This window comes from Luteimonas aquatica (assembly GCF_022662575.1).
In the GTDB taxonomy this organism is placed as follows: Bacteria; Pseudomonadota; Gammaproteobacteria; order Xanthomonadales; family Xanthomonadaceae; genus Luteimonas; species Luteimonas aquatica.
Genome location: NZ_JALBFU010000014.1, coordinates 28,340 through 50,568, shown reverse-complemented (window position 1 = coordinate 50,568; position 22,229 = coordinate 28,340). Strand labels below are relative to the sequence as shown.

Annotated in this window: 10 protein-coding genes; 7 read left to right on the top strand and 3 right to left on the bottom strand. The window is 69.8% G+C overall.

The features are described from left to right. From MD221_RS16075 to MD221_RS16050, 6 genes are all read left to right on the top strand, one after another. Window positions 1-4,098, top strand: a 4,098-nt coding sequence (locus MD221_RS16075) for an Ig-like domain-containing protein (protein WP_242112975.1), incomplete at its 5' end; no start/stop codon positions are given. A gap of 14 nt (window positions 4,099-4,112) precedes the next feature. Further along, window positions 4,113-7,829, top strand: a complete 3,717-nt coding sequence (locus tag MD221_RS16070) for a hypothetical protein (RefSeq protein WP_242112973.1) — start codon at window positions 4,113-4,115, stop codon at window positions 7,827-7,829. 171 nt (window positions 7,830-8,000) lie between these two features. Further along, the gene (locus tag MD221_RS16065) at window positions 8,001-9,818 is read left to right on the top strand and encodes a prealbumin-like fold domain-containing protein (RefSeq protein WP_242112972.1); all 1,818 of its coding nucleotides are present in this window, start codon (window positions 8,001-8,003) and stop codon (window positions 9,816-9,818) included. Between the two features lie 44 nt (window positions 9,819-9,862). Beyond that, a complete protein-coding gene (locus tag MD221_RS16060) occupies window positions 9,863-11,695 on the top strand; it encodes a DUF11 domain-containing protein (protein WP_242112971.1) in 1,833 nt (610 codons plus the stop codon). Between the two features lie 16 nt (window positions 11,696-11,711). Continuing rightward, the gene (locus tag MD221_RS16055; RefSeq protein WP_242112970.1) at window positions 11,712-12,668 is read left to right on the top strand and encodes an endo-beta-N-acetylglucosaminidase family protein; all 957 of its coding nucleotides are present in this window, start codon (window positions 11,712-11,714) and stop codon (window positions 12,666-12,668) included. A gap of 459 nt (window positions 12,669-13,127) precedes the next feature. Beyond that, entirely contained in the window at window positions 13,128-14,867 is a 1,740-nt protein-coding gene (locus MD221_RS16050) for a prealbumin-like fold domain-containing protein (protein WP_242112969.1), read from the top strand. Between the two features lie 78 nt (window positions 14,868-14,945). Here MD221_RS16050 and recQ read toward each other — a convergent pair whose 3' ends face one another. Then, the gene (recQ, locus tag MD221_RS16045) at window positions 14,946-16,751 is read right to left on the bottom strand and encodes a DNA helicase RecQ (protein WP_242112967.1); all 1,806 of its coding nucleotides are present in this window, start codon (window positions 16,749-16,751) and stop codon (window positions 14,946-14,948) included. 206 nt (window positions 16,752-16,957) lie between these two features. Further along, the gene (locus MD221_RS16040) at window positions 16,958-17,512 is read right to left on the bottom strand and encodes a Dps family protein (RefSeq protein ID WP_242112966.1); all 555 of its coding nucleotides are present in this window, start codon (window positions 17,510-17,512) and stop codon (window positions 16,958-16,960) included. A 129-nt stretch (window positions 17,513-17,641) separates the two neighbouring features. Here MD221_RS16040 and hrpA point away from each other — a divergent pair, with 129 nt between their 5' ends. Continuing rightward, window positions 17,642-21,631, top strand: a complete 3,990-nt coding sequence (hrpA, locus tag MD221_RS16035) for an ATP-dependent RNA helicase HrpA (protein ID WP_242112965.1) — start codon at window positions 17,642-17,644, stop codon at window positions 21,629-21,631. 27 nt (window positions 21,632-21,658) lie between these two features. Here the strand turns inward: hrpA and MD221_RS16030 are convergent, their stop codons facing one another. Continuing rightward, window positions 21,659-22,141 carry a hypothetical protein gene (locus tag MD221_RS16030; protein ID WP_242112964.1) on the bottom strand — a complete coding sequence of 161 codons (483 nt, stop codon included), beginning with the start codon at window positions 22,139-22,141 and terminating at the stop codon, window positions 21,659-21,661. Window positions 22,142-22,229: the final 88 nt, after the last annotated feature.

Below are 22,229 nucleotides of genomic sequence, written 5' to 3'. Positions count from 1 at the left end.
ACCACGGCCGATGCGGTGAGCGTGGACAACGTGGACGCCACGCTGACCATCAACTCGGTGGGCGCGGGCTGCGCGCAGAGCGGCCAGACGGTGACCTGCACCACGCCGGCCGGCCTGGGCGCGGGCGCCAGCGCGACCTACACCATCAATGTCACCCCGACGGCCGCCAACAGCACGGGCATCGTCAACACGGTGAACACCAGCGGTGGCGGCGATCCGAACTGCACCACGGCGACGGGCGAGGGCTGCGACACCAGCACGCCGCCGACCCCGGTCAACACGGGTGCAAGCCTGAGCACGACCAAGACGGTGGCGCCGAACCCGATGACGGTGGGCGTGGCGGCGACGTACACGATCACGGTCACCAACAACGGCACGGGTCCGACCACGGCCGACGCGGTGAGCGTGGACAACGTGAACGCCACGCTGACGATCAACAGTGTCGGTGCGGGCTGCACGCAGAGCGGCCAGACGGTCACCTGCACGACGCCGGCCGGCCTGGCCGCGGGCGCCAGCGCGACCTACACCATCAACGTCACCCCGACGGCGCCCAATGCCGCCGGCATCGTCAACACGGTGAACACCAGCGGTGGCGGCGATCCGGGCTGTACCACGGCCACGGGCGAGGGCTGCGACGCCACGACCCCGCCGGTGCCGGTCGGCTCCGCGCCGATCGTCGCCAACGACGACTCCGCGACCACGCCGCAGAACACGCCGGTGACGATCCCGCTGCTGGGCAACGACACGCTCAACGGCGCGTCGGCGACCGCAGGCACGGTGACGATCACGGTGACGGTGCCGCCGACCAACGGCTCGGTGGTGATCAATGCCGACGGCACGATCACCTACACGCCGAACACCGGCTTCTCCGGGACGGAGACCTTCACCTACCAGATCTGCGAGACGCTCAATCCGGGCAACTGCGACACCGCGACGGTACGCGTGACCGTGTCGCCGAACACGGTGACGGCGGTCGACGACACCGCCAACACGCCGCAGAACACGCCGGTGACCACGCCGGTGCTGACCAACGACACCGCGACGGTGAACCCGGACGGCAGCATCACCTACACGCCGAAGACCCGCTTCTCGGGCACGCACCAGAACACCTACCACCTGAGCGACCACTCCATCCCGACGCCCGTCTGCGACACGGCGACGGTTACGGTGACGGTGTCGCCGAACACGGTGACGGCGGTCGACGACACCGCCAACACGCCGCAGAACACGCCGGTGACCACGCCGGTGCTGGGCAACGACACCGCGACCGGCCAGCCGCTGGATCCGGCCTCGGTGAAGGTGACCACGCCGCCGACCAACGGCACCGCGACGGTGAACCCGGACGGCAGCATCACCTACACGCCGAAGCCCGGCTTCTCGGGCACGGACACGTACACCTACCAGGTGTGCGACACCTCCAACCCGACGCCGGTCTGCGACACGGCCACGGTGACGGTGACGGTGGCGCCGAACACGGTGACGGCGGTCGACGACACCGCCAACACGCCGCAGAACACCCCGGTGACCACGCCGGTGCTGACCAACGACACCGCGACCGGCCAGCCGCTGGATCCGGCCTCGGTGAAGGTGACCACGCCGCCGACCAACGGCACCACGACGGTGAACCCGGACGGCAGCATCACCTACACGCCGAAGCCCGGCTTCTCGGGCACGGACACGTACACCTACCAGGTGTGCGACACGTCCACGCCGACGCCGGTCTGCGCCACGGCGACGGTGACGGTGACCGTGGCCGCGAACGTGGTGACGGCGGTGGACGACACCGCCACCACGCCCGCCAACGTGCCGGTCGAGATCTCCATCCTCGACAACGACACGGTGACCGGCGCGCCGCTGGATCCGGCCTCGGTGACCATCACCCAGCAGCCGGCCAACGGCACGGTGACGGTCGACGAGAACGGCAAGGTGGTCTACACGCCGAACCGCAACTTCATCGGTACCGACACCTTCACCTACCAGGTGTGCGACACCTCCACGCCGACGCCGGTCTGCGACACGGCGACGGTGACGGTGACGGTGACCGGCCAGCCGCCGGTGGCGAACCCCGACCCGGATTCGGGCACGGGCGCCCCTGGCCAGCCGGTGGTGGTCAACGTGCTGGCGAACGACACCGACCCGGACAACAACATCGATCCGAGCACGGTGAAGATCGTCGGCGCCCCCGGCGACGGCAAGACCCTGGTCGTGCCGGGCGAGGGCACCTGGACGGTGAACCCGGACGGCACCATCACCTTCACGCCGGAGCCGGACTTCATCGGCAAGACCAAGCCGATCCAGTACACGGTGACCGACACCACGGGCCTGGTCTCGAACCCGGCCGAGGTGTTCATCGAGATCAAGAGCAAGGCGCGCATCCACGTCATCAAGACGGCGGCGCCGCGCGACGTGAAGATCGGTGACCTGGTGCGCTACACGGTGAGCATGGAGAACACCGGCGAGACCGATCTCATCGACGGCGTGCTGGTCGATACCCCGCCTGCCGGCTTCACCTACGTCAACAACTCGTTGACGGTGGCCGACGGCGACGGTGCCGGCCGCCTGACCGGGACCTACCCGATCAGCGTGGACCAGATCCAGATCAAGGTCGGCGAGCGCGCCACCGTGGCCTACCTGTTGCGGGTCGGCGCGGGCGTGGGTCCGGGCATCCATACCAACCACGCGATGGTGCAGGAGGCCGGCAAGGTGATCTCGAACGACGCCACGGCCAACGTGCAGCTGGTCGCCGATCCGCTGCTCGACGAGTCGCTGATCATCGGTACCGTCTACGACGACCGCGACGGCGACGGCTGGCAGGACAGCGCGGCCATGACCGGCGTGCACGTCCAGGGCGGCTTCGCGCCGGGCGCCTACACGGCCAACTCGACCACGGTCGACCGCGGCACCGGGCCGACGCCGGAGCCGGACGCCAGCTCGCCGATGCTGCACGGCATCGCGATCGGCGAGGTCGCCGGACGCCAGTCCGAGGCCGACACGGCCGACGCGCACAAGGTGGTGGTGAGCCAGACGCTGCGTTCGCTCGACTTCACCGACGACTTCGTGCTCACCACGAAGCAGGGCGTGAGCGTGCGCATGGATGCCGCCGGCAACACCCGCGTCGAGCGCGCCGGCGGCGACGCCGCCAAGGGGCTGACCGCGGCCGACCCGACGGTGGAGCGTCGCGTCAGCCAGGTCGAGGGCGGCTACCGCGTCGACTATGTGATCGGCAACGCCGGCATCGACGAACGCGGCATCCCGGGCGTGCGCATCGCCTCGGTGGAAGGCCTGCTGGTCGAGACCGACCAGTTCGGCCGCTACAACCTGCTCGGCATCAACGGCGGGCCGGCCACGCGGGGACGCAACTTCATCCTCAAGGTCGATCCGGCCACCTTGCCGCCGGGCAGCGCGTTCACCACCGACAACCCGCAGGTCCGCCGCATCACCCCCGGACTGCCGGTGCGCTTCGACTTCGGCGTCAAGCTGCCGTCCGGCCTGATCCAGGGCGGCGACGGACAGCAGGTCGAGATGGAGATCGGCGAGGTGATGTTCGAGGCCGACAGCGCCGAGCTGCGCGAGCAGTACCTGCCGGTCGTCGACAAGATGGCCGAGCAGGTGAAGCAGCACGAGGGCGGGGAAGTGGTGATCGCCGCCAACGGCCCGTCGCAGGCGCTCGCCTACGACCGTGCCAGGGCGGTGCAGAAGGCGCTGCTGGCGCAGCTGCCGCCGGAACAGGCGAAGACGGCGCGGGTCAGCCTGCGCGCCGACGTCGCCGATCCGGGCAGCACGCTGGTGACGCTGGGCCGCGAGGCGACCGTGCTGGGCACGGTGCTGTTCGATACCGCCCAGGCGGAGGTCAAGCCGGAGTTCGCGCCGGTGATCGAGCGCATCGCCGCCGACATCGACAAACAGGGAGGCGGCGTCATCGGCGTGGTCGGCCATGCCGACAAGCGCGGCGCGAGCGCATACAACGATGCGCTCGGCCTGCGCCGCGCCAAGGCGGTGTACGAGGCCATCGCAGCGAAATTGAGCCCGCAGGTGCGCAGCAAGCTGCGCGTGGAAATCAGCGACAACCCGACAGCCCCTGTCGGTTCAAGCAAATAACGGGGGCCGCCGCCATGAAAATGAAACTCCTCGATTACACCCTGATCTGCCTGCTCTCCGGCGTCGCCCCCCTGGCGGCGGCGCAGGAAGCGCCGGCGGCCGCGGCCGGAACCGGTGAGCAGCAGGCGCCACCGGCCGTGGACTGCAGCGGCGATACCTGTTCGGACGCGCAGGGCGTGGTGATGCGCGTGCGCACGCGCGGCGAACGCCAGCCGGTCACCCAGGGCACCAGCGAGGCGTCCTCGGCCGCGGCGCTGCAGCCCGACCGGCGCGTCGACGTGCAGGCCGAGAAGCCGGCGGGCACGCCGGGCAAGGCGGTGGCGATCGGCAAATGGTCCGTGCAGCTGCCCAACGGCGGCGTGATCTGGGCCACCGAGGATCCCAATCTCGGCCAGCCCGAATTCAGCGTGTCCGCGCCGTCGCTGGTGGCCTTCGAGAACGGGCGCATCACCAAGCCGGTGCAGTTCTACGCCCGCAACAACTATTCGTCCTTCATCCAGCGCGCCGAGATCCTGGTCTACCGCGCCTCCGACGCCGATCTGGTCGATCCGCTGGCCGTGGTGCCGCTGCCGGTGGCGGCGGTGACCGACGTCAAGTGGGACGGCGCGATGCCGGCCGGGTTCGAGGCGCGCGTGGGCGACGAGCTGATCTACATCGTCCGCGCCTACGGCGCCGACGGCAGCTACGACGAGACCTTCGCCAACCGCATGCAGCTGGCGCGTCCGGAGGACGTGCAGCGCGGCATGGACCTGTTGCGCAACTCGGTGGAGAAGAAGTACGGCATCTCCTACACCGACGACTCGGCGCAGGAGAAGAGCCTGGTCGACAGCGTGTTCGGCAGCAGCAACGGCCTGCGCCAGCAGAACATCGCCATCTACGGCTCGCGCATCCGCATCCAGGGCCGCAACATTCCCGAGGACTACAACGTCCAGATCGACGACGAGCCGTATCCGGTCGACCTGGAACGCAAGCTGGTCGCCGAGTACCTGGTGCCGATCGGGCGCCACAAGTTCGACGTCGAGCTGACCAACAAGAACAAGCAGACGCTGCACCACACGCTCGACATCGACGTGAGCGGGCGCTACATGTTCGCGGTGGCGCTGGCCGACTTGACCGCCTCCAGCGGCAGCGTGTCCGGCTCGATCGAGCCGCTGGCCGGCGACGAGAACTTCGACAAGAACTTCCTGCTCGAAGGCCGCCTGGCGTTCTACCTGAAGGGCAAGGTCAAGGGCAAATACCTGATCACCGCCCAGGCCGACACCCAGGAGCGCGAGGTCAAGGAGCTGTTCAACGGCTTCTGGGACGCCGACCCGCAGGACGTGTTCCGCCGCCTCGATCCGGACCAGTACTATCCGGTCTACGGCGACGACTCGACCACCTACCGCGACGTCGACACCCAGGGCCGCCTGTACGTGCGCGTGGACTGGGACAAGAACCAGGCGCTGTGGGGCAACTTCGACACCGGCTTCACCGGCACCGAGTACGGCCAGTATTCGCGTGCGCTGTACGGCGGCGCCTTCAACTGGCGCAGCCGCCGCACCACCTCGCTGGGCGAGGCGGGCACGGAAGTGCGCGCGTTCGGTTCGGAGGCGCAGACCGTGCCGGGCCACAGCGAGTTCCTCGGCACCGGCGGCAGCACCTATCACCTCAAGCACACCGATCTGCTGCCCGGTTCCGAGCGCGTGTTCATCGAGATCCGCGACGCCACCACCGGCCGCGTCGAGGCGCGCGTGCCGCTGCAGAACGGCCCGGACTACGAGATCGACGCCTACCAGGGCCGCCTCATCCTGGCCCGTCCGCTCACCGGCACCACCAAGGGCTCCGAGTACAAGCCGCGGCTCACCATCGATTCGCCGCTGGACGGCTTCGAGCAGGTGCTGCTGGTCGACTACGAGTACGTGCCGCGCGGGTTCGACGCCGACAAGGTGGCCGCCGGCTTCCGCGGCAAGCACTGGTTCGGCGACCACCTCGCGGTCGGCGCGACCTATGTCGACGAGAACCGCGCCGGCCAGGACTACTCGCTGCGCGGCGCCGACGTCACCCTGCAGGCCGGGCGCGGCACCTACCTGAAGGTGGAGCACAACAAGACCGAGGCCACCAGCGTTCCGGTGTTCTTCTCCGACAACGGCGGCCTGAGCTTCCTGGAAACCAATCCGACCATCGGCCCGCGCAAGGGCGAGGCGAGCGCGGTGGAAGCGCGCATCAACCTCAAGGAGCTGGGCTGGACGCGCCTGGACTGGTCGGCGGGCGCCTGGTGGCGCCATGTCGACGAGGGCTTCTCCATCGCCCGCTCCGACATCGGCCAGGAGATCGAGGAGAAGGGCTTCGAGGTGCTCGGCCAGTTCGCGCCCAACTTCAACATCTACGGCCGCTACAGCCGCAAGGAGCGCGGGGCCGAGTCGCTCGAGCAGGACCAACTGACCGCCGAGTGGCGCGTGACCGAGGACGCGACCTGGGCCGCGGAGCTGCGCCGCGTGCAGGAGCAGCGCGGCATCGGCGACGCCGTCGGCACGCTGGGCGCGCTGCAGTACAAGCAGCGCTTCGGCACGTCCTGGGAGGCCTACGGCACCGCCCAGTTCACCCTCGACGACGACGGCGGCCGCTACGCCGACAACGACGCCTTCACCCTCGGTGGCAAGTATCTGTTCGGCAACCTGTCGAGCGTCGGCGCCGAGGCGACCACGGGCGATCGCGGCGACGCGGCGCAGATCAACGCCGAGTACCGGCTGACGCCGGACCACACGGTGTACGCCGGCTATACCTATTCGACCGACACCAGCCAGTACGACCCGCTGTTCAACAACCGCATCGTCCCGGGCTGGACGCTCGGCCAGCGCTGGCGGCTGTCGAACCAGGTCAACATGTACAACGAGAGCCAGTTCCTCAAGGAGCCCAACGAAAGCGGGCTGGCGCACACCTTCGGCATGGACTTCTATCCGGGCGTGGGCTGGAACCTCGGCTTCGTGCTGACCACCGCCGAGCTCGACAAGGAGATCGGCAACGTCGACCGCGACACGGTCAGCGTGTCGGCCGGGCGCACCTCCAACCAGACGCAGTGGTCGAGCAAGCTGGAGTGGGGCCGCGACAGCGGCGCCGAGCGCCGCACCAAGTGGGCGACCACAAACTACCTGACGCACAAGGTCACGGAAAGCTTCCGCCTGGCGGCGCGCTTCAACTACGAGGACGTCGACGACGAGATCGATCCCACCGCCGGCGCCAAGTTCATCGAAGGCAACTTCGGTTTCGCCTGGCGGCCGTGGAACTCGACCCGCTATGCGCTGTTCGGCAAGTACACCTACCTGTACGACGTCTCGACGCTGGAGCAGGTGGGCGACAACGCCAACTACTACGACCAGCGCACGCAGATCCTCTCGTTCGAGGGCGTCTACAACCCCGACAGCCGCTGGGAATACGCCGCCAAGCTGATGCGCCGCCGCGGCGAGGTGCGCCTGGGCCGCATGACCGGCGACTGGGCCGATTCCACCGCGACCTTCGTCGCCGGCCAGCTGCGCTACGAGTTCGCGGACCAGTGGCATTCGCTGCTGGAATACCGCTGGCTCGGCGTCACCGACGGCGGCAACCGCCAGGGCTTCCTGGCCGGCATCGACCGCGACATCGGCCGCAATTTCCGCATCGGCATCGGCTACAACTTCACCGAATTCAGTGACGACCTCACCGATTTCGACTACGACCACAAGGGCGTGTTCCTGAACGTGGTCGGCCGCTACTGATCGAGCCCAGGGGCCGGGCGTGCACACCCGGCCAGCAAGCGACCAGCCCCGCCGCGATCGCGGCGGGCGACGAACCTCACTGTCCCGAGCAAGGGCGCATCGCCGGAGGCGATGCCGCCTGGATGGCTTCGGCCATGCGCGAGGGAAGCCACCGCAGATCCGGAGCACGCAATGGTTCCAATCGCATCTTCGAGCGTCAAATCCGCAGCCGGCGCCGTCCTGGCGCTGTCGCTGGCGCTCACCGCCCTGTCGGCGCAGGCGCAGGTACAGCGCAGCACCATCAACCTGAGCTTCGAGCAGCCCGCGATCAACAATGGCTGCCAGGGCTATGTCTACTCGGCGCGGGTTCCCGGCTGGAAGACCACCGACCAGTTCCTGACCTCGCCGACCGCGGACTTCGACAGTCCGAACGGCTGCGTGGGCAACAACGGCACCAATCCGCCGGGCGGCACGCAGATCTTCGAGTACTACAGCAACGGCGTGGTGGACAACCAGAGCGGCCTCACGCTCAACGCGGCCGACGGCCGCCAGTTCGTCGAGCTCAACGGCCAGTCCAGCGCGAGGCTCTATCAGGACATCTGCCTGATCGCGAACGAGACGGTCACCTTCAGCTTCAGCCACCTCGGGCGCAGGAGCGCGACGGTGGCCGACGTCGCCCGCTTCGTCATGGGCGGCACCGCGCTCGGGTCCGGCACCACGATCGCCGAGGTGTCCGATTCCAACGACGGCACGCCCGGCTTCGCCACGCCCGGCCTGAGCACGAACATCGCCCGCGTCCAGGGACCTTCGAGCGGCGGCAGCGGCCGCTTCTGGGGCAATTATTCCGGCAGTTTCAGGGTGCCGGTCGGCAGCGGGGGCGTGCAGCAGTTCGGATTCGAGGCGCTGAGCGCGGCCAACGGCAGCACCTCGCAGGGCAATTTCCTCGACAACATCTCGATCACGCTGCTACCGATCATCGAGTTCGGTTCGGCCGGCAACTTCTCGAGCCTGGAATCGAACGCATCGCCTCCGGGGCTCGCCCTGACGATCGTGGGCGTGGTGCCGGCGGGCGGCGTGCCGGTCTCGTTCTCGATCATCGGCGGCAACGCCGCCGCGGGCACCGACTACACCATCAACGGCGGCAGCGCGACCACCTTCAGCGTGGTGGTGCCCGCCGGCGACTACGGCGCCGGCACCACCTTCACCGTGCCGGTGGGCATCGTCAACGACGCGCTGGTGGAGGGCAACGAGACCTTCACCGTCAGGATCAACGACAATCCGAGCCGTTACGTGGCGAGTTCGACGGCGGTGTGCGGCAGCTCCGGCGTGGTCAATGCCACCTATACCATCCTCGACGACGACGTTTCGCTGGTGATCGCCAAGGACGCCGTGCCGGACGGTGCGCAGGATTTCGCCTTCACCACCACCGGCACCGGCCTGAGCGGCTTCAGCCTGGACGACGACGCCGACCCGGCCTTGCCCAACACGCGCACCTTCACCCTCGCCGCAGGCGCCTACAGCGTCACCGAGACGGCGGTCCCCGGCTGGACCCTGACCGGCCTGGCCTGTACCGATCCGGACAACGGCACCACCACCAACACCGGGACGCGCACCGCGACGCTGGACCTGGACGGCGGCGAGACGGTGCGCTGCACGTTCACCAACACGGCCACCAGCGGCGACCTCACGCTGACCAAGACCAACACGCCGGTCGCAGGACCCACCGACCAGACCGGCGACACCGTCACCCGCGGCGGCGCCGTCAGCTACAACGTCGTGGTCACCAACAACGGGCCGGCACCGATGACCAACGCGGTGCTGCGCGATCCGGCGCCAACGGGCCTCTCGTGCACCACGGCGACCTGCAGCAGCGCGGTCGGCGGCGCCACCTGCCCGACGCAAACCGGAGCGGCGCTGCTGGCCGCGATGCAGTCGGCGGCCGGAGCGCCGATTCCGGCGTTGCCGGCGGGCGGCGCGGTCACCATCGCGGTCAGCTGCAGCGTGCAATGAGCAGTGCGGTGAATCCTCCAGAGCGTTCGCGAACAGGTAAAACGATGAAGATCCACGAAAGGCGCTCCGGGCGCACGAAACCGGCCGATACCGGGCGCCATGCCTGCGCGCTGGCGCTGGGCGCCTTGTTCGCATCGATGCTGGCCTTGCCCGCGCATGCGCAGAGCTGCACGCCGATGCCGCAGCGCGTGGCGAGCACCCTGTCGACCACCATCACCGGATGGACCTCGGCGGACGGCGATACGACCACCAATCCCTCGGACACCAACTGGACCAGCAACGCGCTCGGCAGCACCGGCGCGCAGCACTGGGACGACCAGGGCGACACCACGATTCCCGCCGCCAACCTACCCACCGGGTTCGACACGCTCACCGCCAACACCGCCCCCGTCAAGGTCTCCGGCGGCGCCGTGCTGCAGTTCGACATCGCCTGGAACAACGCCCAGCAACGCAATCCGCCGCCGTCGCCGCCACCGTGGGACGGCAACCAGGCGCGCATGGTGGTCAGCTATGGCGGCACGCAGTATTTCGAGCTGCTGACTTCGTCCTACGTGGGCAGCGGCACGCGCGCCGCTCCGGGCCCCACCACGGGTTCGGCGATCAACGCGCTCAACGGCGCAACCCTGCTGTCGGGGACGATGCCGGCGCCGACCAACGTCGCCGGCGCCGTGACCATGGTGTGGTCGACCGTGCGCATCCAGCTGCCGGACAACATCGCCCAGACCGGCGCGCTGGTGATCGGCGCGCAGCGCATGCAGAACAATCCCGTGGACCGGTCGACGGACGACGTCTACGTCCGCAACCTGACCATCGAGAACCGCACGCTGTGCCTGCGCAAGGCCACGCCGAACGGCGCGGGCAATTTCCAGTTCACCACCACCAACCTGGACGCCAACCAGACCACGGCGGGCAACCAGAACGGCCCCCTGGCCATGAATACCGTCGACGCCACGCCGGTGGCGATGCCCGATGCGGACACCTCGGTCGCCGGCACGCAGCCGGCGCTGGTCATGGCCAATGGCGTCAGCGTCACCGAAACGACGCTCGCGGCCGGCTACGGCATGACCGGGATCAGCTGCGACAACGGCGTGACCGGCAGCATCGGCGGTACGGCCGCGGTGCCGGTGGCCACGCTCTCCTCGATCCCGGCCGGCACCCAGGTCACCTGCACCATCACCAATACGCATCCGCGCATCCGCCTGCAGAAGACCCTGCCCGCCGGGCGCGCCCAGGCGGGCGACCAGTTCGCGCTCGTCATCGCCGGCCCGCGCGGCGGCGGCGCGACCACCGCCACGGCCACCACCACCGGCACCGGCAGCACCGCCAGCGGCACGGCGGATTTCAATCCGGCCGATGCCGGCGGCAGCTACGTGCTCTCGGAAACGGCGGCGGGCACCACGGTGCCGGGTGCCTACGCCAGCAGCTACAGCTGCACCAATGCCACGGCGGGTTCGCCGACCGCGATGCCCAGCGGCAGCGGCACCAGCTTCAATCTCGCGCCTGCGGCGGCCGACGACATCACCTGTACCTTCAGCAATGCGCCGAGCCTGAGCGACCTCTCGCTCACCAAGACCAATACGCCGGCGGCCGGACCGACCGACCAGGCCGGCGACACGGTCACCCGGGGCGCCGCGGTCAACTACAGCATCGTGGTCAGCAACGCCGGCCCGCAGCCGGCCAATGGCGCGGTGTTGCGCGATCCGGCGCCGACCGGCGTCACGTGCGCGGCGGCGAGCTGCAGCGCCAGCGGCGGCGCCACTTGTCCGGCGCCCGCGTCGCTGACCGTGGCCAATCTGCAGTCCGCCGCCGGCGTCGCCATTCCGAGCATGCCTTCCGGCGGCTCCTTGACCGTCAGCCTCACCTGTACCGCCAACTGATACCGCGAGGACCTTGATGTCTCTTACGAAAGCCATCGCCGCCCTGTTGCTTGCCGGCGTTTCGCCGTTCGCCCAGGCCGCGGTCTGCCCCGACCCGAACACGCAGGCCACGGCGGAAAACCTGCCCGGCATCCTCGCCTACAAGGCGAGCAACCACCAGAAGATGTTCGGCTACTTCCGCATCTGGCGCGACGAGGCCGCCGATCCGGCGGTCAACATGACCTCGATGGCCGACCTGCCGGCCTGCCTGGACCTGGTCTTCGTCTTTCCCTACAACGTGGCCGACGACAACCCGGTGTGGTCGATCATCAGGGACGACTACGTGCCGCTGCTGCGCGCCCAGGGCACCAAGGTGGTGTGGTCGATCTTCATCGACAAGCTGCTGGACACCTCCTATCCCAACAACGCGGCCGGCTACGAGGCCCTGGCGCAGAAGATCATCGCCGACACGGTCGACAAGTACGGCGTCGACGGCCTGGACGTGGACATGGAGTCGAACCTGACCTCGACCCAGCTGACCCGGGCCAAGGGCGTCTTCGCGGCGCTGGCCAAGCGCCTGGGCCCGCAGTCGGGTACCGGCAAGCTGCTCATCTACGACACCAACAAGGACGGCACCAACAGCCTGTTCCGCGCCGTGGCGCCGATGGTCGACTACGTGCTGGTGCAGTCGTACGGGCGTTCGGTCAGCGGCCTGCAGACGACCTTCAACACCTACAAGCCCTACATCCCGGCCAGCAAGTACTTCATCGGCTTCTCCTTCTACGAGGAGCGAGGCACGCGCTGGGGGGACACCACGACGCCCATGACCGGCAGCCGCGCCTACAAGTACGCGCAATGGCAGCCCACCGGTACCCGCAAGGGCGGGATCTTCAGCTATGCGATCGACCGCGACGGCGTGCCGGAAGGCCAGGACGCGATCGTGCCGACGGACTACGCGTGGACGCGCCAGCTCATCTCGGTAATGAATCCCTGAGTGATGTCTATGCTGGAATCGGCATCGCGAAACGGCAATAACGACAAAGTAAAGGCTCGGTGAATCCGGAGCGGATGGGATGTGATGAATTCATCGTTTCATGACGTCCGGCTGTGCTAGATGCTTCTTTGAAAAGGGGAGAACAAGAAAGGAAACGAGCGTGATGCTGAACCGACTGCGATACCCGGGCGGGTGCGCATGTCCTCGTTCATCGTCTTTTTGCCGAAGCGTTTCCCGGCGTGTCCGCTTGCATCGTCAAGGGGCGGTGGGGCTGCGCGGGAGGCAAGGGTCTTGCGTATGCCGGCAAGACGCATCGCCGGTCGGGATGGAGAAGCGAAGAGCGTACGGCCGGCGCATCGGCCGTCGTGGTTTGGATGCAACGTAAAATCGAAGGGGAAGCACATGAGCCTGGTTAAGCTGTTCCGATCCGGAATTTGCGGTCTGGTGTTATTGGCATCCTTGGCTTTCGTCCCTGGACAGGCGCAGGCGCAGCTCAACAACCGCTGCTATCTCGCCGCCAACCAGGCCGCCGGCCAGCACAAGCTCTGTTGGCTCGACTGGACCGGTTGGACCAATCCCTTCGTCAACATCGGTCCGTCGACCTGGCTGCTCGACGACGGCTCGCGGCTTTCCGCCACCTCCTGGGCGGGGACGCCCGGCGTCGGCTTCGCCGCCGCGGCGGCGCCGGTGGGTGCGACGGTGGCGCTCGGCAACACGGCGTATACCGGCATTCCGGGACAACCGGTGCTGCGCTCGCTGTCCACCGTCGTCAACGCCAACACGCTGTTCTTCACCACCGTCAGCATCACCCGGCCCGACGGCAGCAGCCCGTCGACGGTCCGCATCATCGCCGGCGACGCCTCGCTCACCGGCGTCACCATCCTGCCCCCCACCGTGCAGTCCATGCAGTGGACGGCGATCGGCGTCATCACCAAGTTCGAGGAGCTGCCCGCCACCGACGGCAGCGGCACGGCGTGCATCTTCCTGTCCACCGTCATCGGCACCGCGAACTGCACCGGTGCGCCGTCGGTCGTGACCGACACCCGGCTGCCGGCCACCTTCGCGTCCACCGACATGCCCAACGGGCTTTTCGGCAACATGAACATCACCACCGCGGGCATCGCGCTCTCGGGAACGCCGATGTCGGTGGCCTATGCCGTGCAAGTGGCGTCGGCTGCGGTGCGCAAGACGGTCAACTCGCGCTACCAGGCCGGCGACCAGTTCCAGGCGCGCATGCAGGCCGGCGGCACCGACTTCACCAGCGTCAATACCACGGGCACGACGACCGGCGGCGCATCCACGGTCACCACCGGCCCCAAATCCGTGGCGCCGAACGCGCCGGTGGTGTTCTACGAGGTCGGGCTGGGCGGCACCAACCTGGCCAACTACGTCACCACCTACCAGTGCGTGAACGCGAGGAACGGCGCCACCAGCAACGGCAGCGGCACCACCGTCACGATCACGCCCACCTACGACGACGACTGGACCTGCACCTTCACCAATACCGCCGTCGCCCGCCTGACGTTGTCCAAGACCATCGTCGGGCGCGCCGCCACCACCGACCAGTTCACGCTCGCCATCAACAACGGCGGCCCCAGCGTGACCTCGACCGGCGCCGCCACCACGGTCAGCACGCCCGTCTTCACCGCCGTGCCGGGCACCGCGTACCAGCTGAGCGAAACCGGCGCCGGCACGCCGCCGGCGAACCTGGCGCAATACACCACCACCTACAGCTGCACCAATGCCGGTCCCGGCACCACCACGGTCCCGGCCGGCAGCGGTACCAGCATCGCGGTCACGCCCGCGCCGGGCGATAACCTGACCTGCACCTTCGTCAACACGCCCAACCTGGTGAACCTGTCGGTCACCAAGACCAACACGCCCGGGATCGGGCCGGTCGACCAGAGCGGCGACCAGGTCCTGCAGGGAAGCCAGACGAGCTACGACCTGGTGGTGAGCAACGCCGGCCCGTCCACGGCCAGCAACGCGACGCTGCGCGATCCCGCGCCCACCGGGCTCACCGGCTGCGTACTGGGGACGCCGGCCTGCGCGGTGAGCACGGGCATGGCGAGTTGTCCGACCGCCGGCGCCGGCGCCGGGCAGTTGTCGATCGCCAACCTGCAGGGCGCCGGCGTCGTGATCCCGTCGCTGACCGCCAACAGCTCGGTGACGATCAAGATCAGCTGCACCGTGCAATAGCGGTCGCCGCGCCCCGCGCCATGCCCGCGGCGGCCTGAAGTCCGGCCGCGGGCTATCCCGCGCGCGCGAAGCTGCGCGCTAGGCCGAGGCTTCGCGGATCACGGCCAGCACGTGCTCGCCGTAGCGCTCCAGTTTGGTGGTGCCGATGCCGCCGATGCGCGCCAGCGCGTCGAGCGAATCCGGCCTGGCGTCGGCGATGCCGCGCAGGGTGCTGTCGTGGAAGATCACGTAGGCGGGCACGTTCTGTTCGCGCGCCAGTCGCGCGCGCAGCTCGCGCAGGGCGTCGAACAGCGGCAGGTCCGCCGCCGCCAGCGCCGGCGCGGCGCCGCCGCGGACACCGCGTTCGCGTTCCCGCTTGCGCGGGAGCTCCTTGCGCAGCAGCACGCTGCGCTCGCCGCGCAGGATCGCGCGACTGTCGGCGGTCAGGCGCAGGCTGCCGTAGCCCTCGGCGTCGATGTCGAGCAGGCCGGCCGCGACCAGCTGGCGGAACACGCCGCGCCAGGTGCGCGCGTCCAGATCGGCGCCGACGCCGTAGGTGGGCAGGCGGTCGTGCCCGAACTGGGCGATGCGCGCGGTGTCGCCGCCGCGCAGCACGTCGATCAGGTGGGCGGCGCCGAAGCGCTGGCCGGTGCGGAACACGCAGCTGAGCGCCTTCTGCGCGGCGACGGTGGCATCCCAGGTCTCGGCCGGCTGCAGGCAGTTGTCGCAGTTGCCGCAGGGATCGCCGGCCTGGCCGCCGTCGGGCACGTAGTCCTCGCCGAAGTTGGCGAGCAGCACCTGCCGGCGGCAGCGCGTGGTCTCGCAATACCCGACCAGGGCGTCGAGCTTGCGCCGCTCCAGCCGCTTGCGCTCCTCGCCGGCCTCGGACTGCTCGATCATCTGCTTGAGCAGCACCACGTCGCCCAGGCCATGGCAGAGCCAGGCCTCGGCGGGCTCGCCGTCGCGGCCGGCGCGGCCGGTTTCCTGGTAGTAGCCCTCGATCGACTTGGGCAGGTCGAGGTGGGCGACGAAGCGCACGTCGGGCTTGTCGATGCCCATGCCGAAGGCGATGGTGGCGACGATGATCACGCCTTCCTCGCGCACGAAGCGGCGCTGGTGGGCGGCGCGCGTCGCGGCGTCCAGGCCGGCATGGTAGGGCAGGGCGTCGAAGCCGAGTTCGACCAGCTGCTCGGCGGTGCTCTCCACCTTCTTGCGCGAGAGGCAGTAGACGATGCCCGCCTCGCCGCGATGCGCGCCGAGGAAGTCGCGCAGCTGCTGCCGCGCCTGTTCCTTCTGCACGACGGTGTAGCGGATGTTGGGCCGGTCGAAGGAGCTGACGAAGCGGCGCGCGCCCTCCAGCTGCAGGCGCTCGGCGATCTCGCGCTGGGTCGGCGGGTCGGCGGTGGCGGTGAGGGCGATGCGCGGGATCTGCGGCCAGCGCTCGTGCAGCAGGGTCAGTTCGCGGTATTCGCGCCGGAAGTCGTGCCCCCACTGCGAGACGCAGTGCGCCTCGTCGATGGCGAACAGGGCCAGCCTGCTGCGATCCAGCAGCGAGAGGAAGCGCGGGGTGAGCAGGCGCTCGGGCGCGACGTAGAGCAGGTCCAGCTCGCCGGCGAGCAGCTGCTGCTCGATCTGTTCGGCGTCGAAGGCATCGAGCGTGGAATTGAGGTAGGCCGCGCGCACGCCGAGCTGGCGCAGCGCGTCCACCTGGTCCTGCATCAGCGCGATCAGCGGCGAGACCACGATGCCGCAGCCCTCGCGCAGCAGCGCCGGCACCTGGTAGCACAGCGACTTGCCGCCGCCGGTGGGCATCAGCACCAGCGCGTCGGCGCCGCCGGCGACGTGCGCGACCACGGCGGCCTGCTCGCCGCGGAAGTCGGCGTGGCCGAAGACCCGTCGCAGCACCTCGAGCGCCGCGGAGCCCGCGGAAGATGCGGCCGGGCCGGACGGACGGGCCGGGGAGAGGGAGTCGGGAAGCGCCATGGATGACGACTAGAATACCGGCTGGGCGGCGCGTGGCTGTCAGAAAAATCCCCGGCCGTGGCCAGGGATCGTGCTCGGTGCGCGGGGCCACGCCGCCTCCGCCCGCGGGCGAAGGCGGCGGGCGAGGCTCACTGCAGCAGCGAGCGCAGCATCCAGGCGTACTTCTCGTGCGTCTGCAGGCGCTGGGTGAGCAGGTCGACGGAAGGGTCGTCGCCGGCGCCGTCCGCGGTCTTGAGCACCTTGCGCGCGGTGCGGCAGACCGCCTCGTTGCCGACGGTGAGCTGACGGACCATCTCGCGCCAGTCGGCGGCGTCGCTCAGGCCCGGTTCCTCCGGGATCGAGGTCAGGCGGGTAAACTCGCCGTAGGAACCCGGCGCGTTGAAGCCGAGCGCGCGGATGCGTTCGGCGATCTCGTCCAGCGCGGCCCACTGCTCGTTGTACTGGGTCTCGAACATCAGGTGCAGGCTGTTGAACATCTGCCCGGTGATGTTCCAGTGGAAGTTGTGGGTCTTCAGGTAGAGCGTGTAGCTGTCGGCCAGGAACGCGGACAGCCCCTCGGCGATCTTCTTGCGATCGGCGGTCTTGATCCCGATATCGATGTCGGGTGCGCGGTCGTTCGGACCCGGCGAGGCCGCCGGCTCGAGCTTCGTCGATTTCGGAGCTTTCGGTTTGGTCTTGGCCATCGGATTTCTCCTGGGGAAGGGATTGCCGTCAAAATAACAGGGTGTCACGAAACAGGTTGTGGCAGGAACCGGGAAACACAAGAGACGGCGGCGTGCGGCACAGGATCGCCGTCGCGATCGAAACGATCCATGAAGCCTATCGAACCCGATGCAAGCGCGGCGTTAACGTCGGCGCCGGCCCTGGAACAGGGGCTGCGCGCCATCGACGGCGCCTGCAGCCGCGACGCCGCCCGCCTGCACGGGCTATGGCGTCGCTGGCGCGCGCGCGCCGACGACGACGGGGCCCGCGAGGCCTTCGCGGCGGCGCTGGCGCAGTCGCTGGCGCGCCGCCAGGCGCGGGCCGAACGGCTGCCGCGCGCCGAGGTCGTCCCGGCCCTGCCGATCGCCGCCGAAGCCGAGCGCATCGTCGCGCTCATCCGCGAGCACCCGGTGGTGGTGATCGCCGGCGAAACCGGCTCGGGCAAGACCACGCAGCTGCCCAAGCTGTGCCTGCGCGCCGGGCGCGGCGCCGCCGGCATGATCGGCTGCACCCAGCCGCGCCGCATCGCCGCGCGGGCGGTGGCGCGGCGCGTGGCCGAGGAACTGCAGACGCCGCTCGGCGGCGCCGTCGGCTACCAGGTGCGCTTCACCGACAACGTCGGTGCCGACACCGCCGTGAAGTTCATGACCGACGGCATCCTGCTCGCGGAGATCGCCTCCGACCGCTGGCTGTCGGCCTACGACACCATCATCATCGACGAGGCCCACGAGCGCAGCCTCAACATCGATTTCCTGCTCGGCTACCTCAAGCAGCTGCTGCGCCGGCGCCGCGACCTGAAGGTGATCGTCACCTCGGCGACCATCGACACCGAGCGCTTCTCGCGCCACTTCGGCGACGCGCCGGTGGTGAACGTGGAAGGGCGCGGCTACCCGGTGGAAACGCGCTACCGACCGCTGGAAGGCGATGGCGAGGATGCGGGCGAGCGCACCGTGGTCGACGGCATCGTCGCCGCCTGCGACGAGATCGCGCGGGAACGGCCGGGCGCCGGCGGCGCATGGGGCGACACGCTGATCTTCCTGCCCGGCGAGCGCGAGATCCGCGACACGCACCAGGCGCTGGAACGCCGCAAGTACCGCCACACCGAGGTGCTGCCGCTGTACGCCAGGCTGTCGGCGCGCGACCAGGACCGGGTGTTCAATCCCGGGCCGCAGCGCCGCATCGTGCTCGCCACCAACGTGGCCGAGACCTCGCTCACCGTGCCGCGCATCCACTACGTGATCGATCCGGGGCTGGCGCGGGTGAAGCGCTACAGCCCCCGGCAGAAACTCGATCGCCTGCACATCGAGCCGATCAGCCAGGCCAGCGCCGACCAGCGCAAGGGCCGCTGCGGGCGCGTGGCGCCGGGCGTGTGCTACCGGATCTATTCGGAAGCGGATTTCCAGACGCGGCCGCAGTACACCGACCCGGAAATCCGCCGCGCCGCGCTGGCCGGGGTGATCCTGCGCATGCTGTCGGTCGGGCTGGGCGAGATCGAGCAGTTCCCGTTCGTCGAGCCGCCCGATCCGCGCGCGATCGCCGACGGCTGGCAGCAGCTGGCCGAGCTCGGCGCGGTCGATGCCCAGCGCCGGCTGACGCCGATCGGCCGCACCATGGCGCGATGGCCGGTGGACGTGAAGCTGGCGCGCATGCTGGTGGCCGCGCAGGCGCACGGCTGCCTGCAGGAGATGCTGGCGATCGCGGCCTTCCTCGGCATCCAGGACCCGCGCGAGCGCCCGGCCGACCAGCGCGCCGCCGCCGATGCCGCGCACGCGGAGTTCCGCGACGCGAAGTCGGAGTTCGCCGGCATCCTCAAGCTGTGGGACGCCTATCGCGCCGCGCACGAGGAACTGACCCAGTCGCAGCTGCGCAAATGGTGCGAGAAGCGCTTCCTCGGCTTCCTGCGCATGCGCGAATGGCGCGAGCTGCATCGCCAGCTGAAACTGCAGTGCGACGAGCTGGGTTGGGCGAGCGGCGCCGCCGGCGCCGCGAACGCCCGGCCAACGGCGACGGAAGACAAGGACCAGTCCGTCGCCCTGCACCGCGCGCTGATCGCCGGCCTGCCCACGCAGATCGGCCACCGCGGCGAGCAGGCCGGCGGAAAATCCGGCGGCCAGTACGACGGACCGCGCGGACGCAAGTTCCAGCTGTTCCCGGGCTCGCCGCTGGCGTCCAAGCCGCCGCCGTGGGTGCTGTCGGCGACGCTGCTCGACACCGAGCGCGTCTGGGCGCTGACCAACGCGGCGATCGAGCCGGAATGGGTGATCGCCGAGCTGCCGGCGCTGCTGGCGCGGCGCCATTTCGATCCGCGCTGGTCGCGCGGCCAGGGACGGGTGATCGGCAGCGAGCAGATCAGCCTGTTCGGCCTGGTGCTGGCGCCGCGCAAGCCGATCCATTACGGCGGCCTGTATCCGGAGGAGGCGCGCGCGCTATTCCTGCGCGACGGCCTGGTCAGCGGCGAGATCAATACGCGCAGCGCCTTCCTCGCCCGCAACCGCAGGACGCTGGCGTCGGCGGAAGAGGAGGAGGCCAAGCAGCGCCGCGCCGGCCTGGTGGTCGACGAGGACTGGATGGCGCACTGGTACGCGCAGCGCATTCCGGCGGAGATCGTCAGCGCGCAGGCGCTCGATGCCTGGTACGCCAAGCTGCCGGCCGAGAAGAAGCAGGCGCTGGAATGGTCGCGCGAGGACCTGCTGGTGGCCGACGGCGCCGACGCAGACCGGTTTCCGGCCTACCTGGCCCTGGGCGAGGCGAGGCTGGCGGTGCGCTATCGCTTCGAGCCCGGCGCACCCGACGACGGCATGACCGTGGCCGTGCCGCTGCACCTGCTCAACGCGCTCGACGAGCCGCGCCTGTCGTGGCTGGCGCCGGGGTTCGTCGAGGACAAGGCCGCGGCGATGATCCGCACGCTGCCCAAGGCGCTGCGGCGCAACTTCGTGCCGGCGCCGGACTTCGCGCGCGCCTTCGCGCAGGCGCACGCGGCGCCGGAGGCCGACGACTTCAAGGGCACGCTGGCGCGCTTCCTGAAGCGGCTGACCGGCGTGGACGTGGCCGCCACCGAGTTCGACGAGGCCGCGCTGGAGGCGCACCTGCGCGCCAACCTGCGCCTGCTCGACGGCGACGGGCGCGGCGTGCTGGCCGAGTCGCGCGACCTGGGCGAGCTGCGCGCCCGCTTCGGCGCGCGCGCGGCGCAGGCATTCGCGGCGCGTGCCGCGCAGGGCCTGGCGCAGCGCGGCCTGACGGACTTCCCGTCGACGGCGATCCCGGAATCGGTGCCGGGCGTGGGCGGCGTGCCCGCGTTCCCGGCCCTGCACGACGACGGCGAGACCGTCTCGCTGGCCGTGCACGCCGACCGCGCCGATGCCCGCCGCCACCATCCGCGCGGCGTGCGCCGGCTGCTCGCCCTCGCGCTCGCCGACAAGGCGCGCCAGGCGCGCAAGCAGCTGCCGGTCTCGCCGAAGACCGCGCTGCTGTACGCGGCGATCGAGTCGCAGGCGCCGCGCGCGGCGACGGCCGGGCGGCCGGCCGACCATCTGCGCGAGGATCTGGTCGACGGCGCCTTCGCCGCACTGGCCGCCGACGGCCTCGACGCGATCCGCGACCCGCAGGCGTTCGAGGCGCGCCGCGAAGCCATCGCGAAGGGATTGTTCGGCGAGGCGATGCGGCGCTTGCAGCAGGCCGAGACCATCCTGTCGCTGGTCGCCGACGTGCGCGCGAAGCTGGACTCCAAGCTGGTCGGCTGGGCGCGCGCGAACCTGGACGACATGCAGGCGCAGCTCGCCGCGCTGGTGCCGCCGGGCTTCCTGCGCGCAGTGCCGGCCTCGGCGCTGGCGGAATATCCGCGCTACCTGAAGGCGCTGGCCGTGCGCGCCGAGCGCGCGCTCAACGATCCGTTGCGCGACCAGCAGCGCATGCTCGACATCAAGCCCTTCCTGGACGCGCTGTCCGAGGCCGTGCTCGAGGGCAGCGGCGAGGAGCCCGGCTGGCAGGCGCTGCGCTGGGAGCTGGAGGAGCTGCGCGTGTCGCTGTTCGCGCAGGAGCTCGGCGCGAAGGGCGGGGTCTCCGCCAAACGGCTGTCGTCGCGACTGGCGCAGCTGCGCTGAGGGCCGAGGCCAGGCGCGACGGCGCGGCTATTTCAGCCGCTCGACCTTGGCGCGCGTGTTGTAGCCCTCCACGCGCAGGTACCAGGCGTTGCCGACCATGCTCGGGTTGATCGTCGCCGTCGCCTGGTTCAGGCGCACGCCGGCCAGCGTGGCCTCGTCGGTCTGGCGCCAGACCTGCCCGTTTTCCAGGGCGTATTGACGGCCGCGCGCGAAGCCGCGGAATTCGCCGACCAGCCTGGAGACGATCGGCTCGGACGAACCGAAATTGAAGAAGCCGCGATTCTCGTCCTCGACCCGCTTCTTCGCCTGCGCGGCGGCCTTGCCGGTCTCGGCGTCCAGGGTGCGGTTGAGCCAGGCGTTGAGACGGACGAGTTCGTCGGCGCTGAGCTTGTCCAGGCCGGCAGCCTTGAACTGCTCGGGCGTCATCTGCTGCTCGATGCGCTGCTGCGCCGTCGCCGGCGCGGCGCAGCACAGCAGCAGGACGGGCAAGAGGCGGCGGGTGAGGCGCATGGACGGCTCCTGGCGGGACGGAGGGCGCGCCGCCGTCCGCGGACGGGCGACAGGCGTGCAGGTGTCGATCGTGCGACGGGCTGCTAGT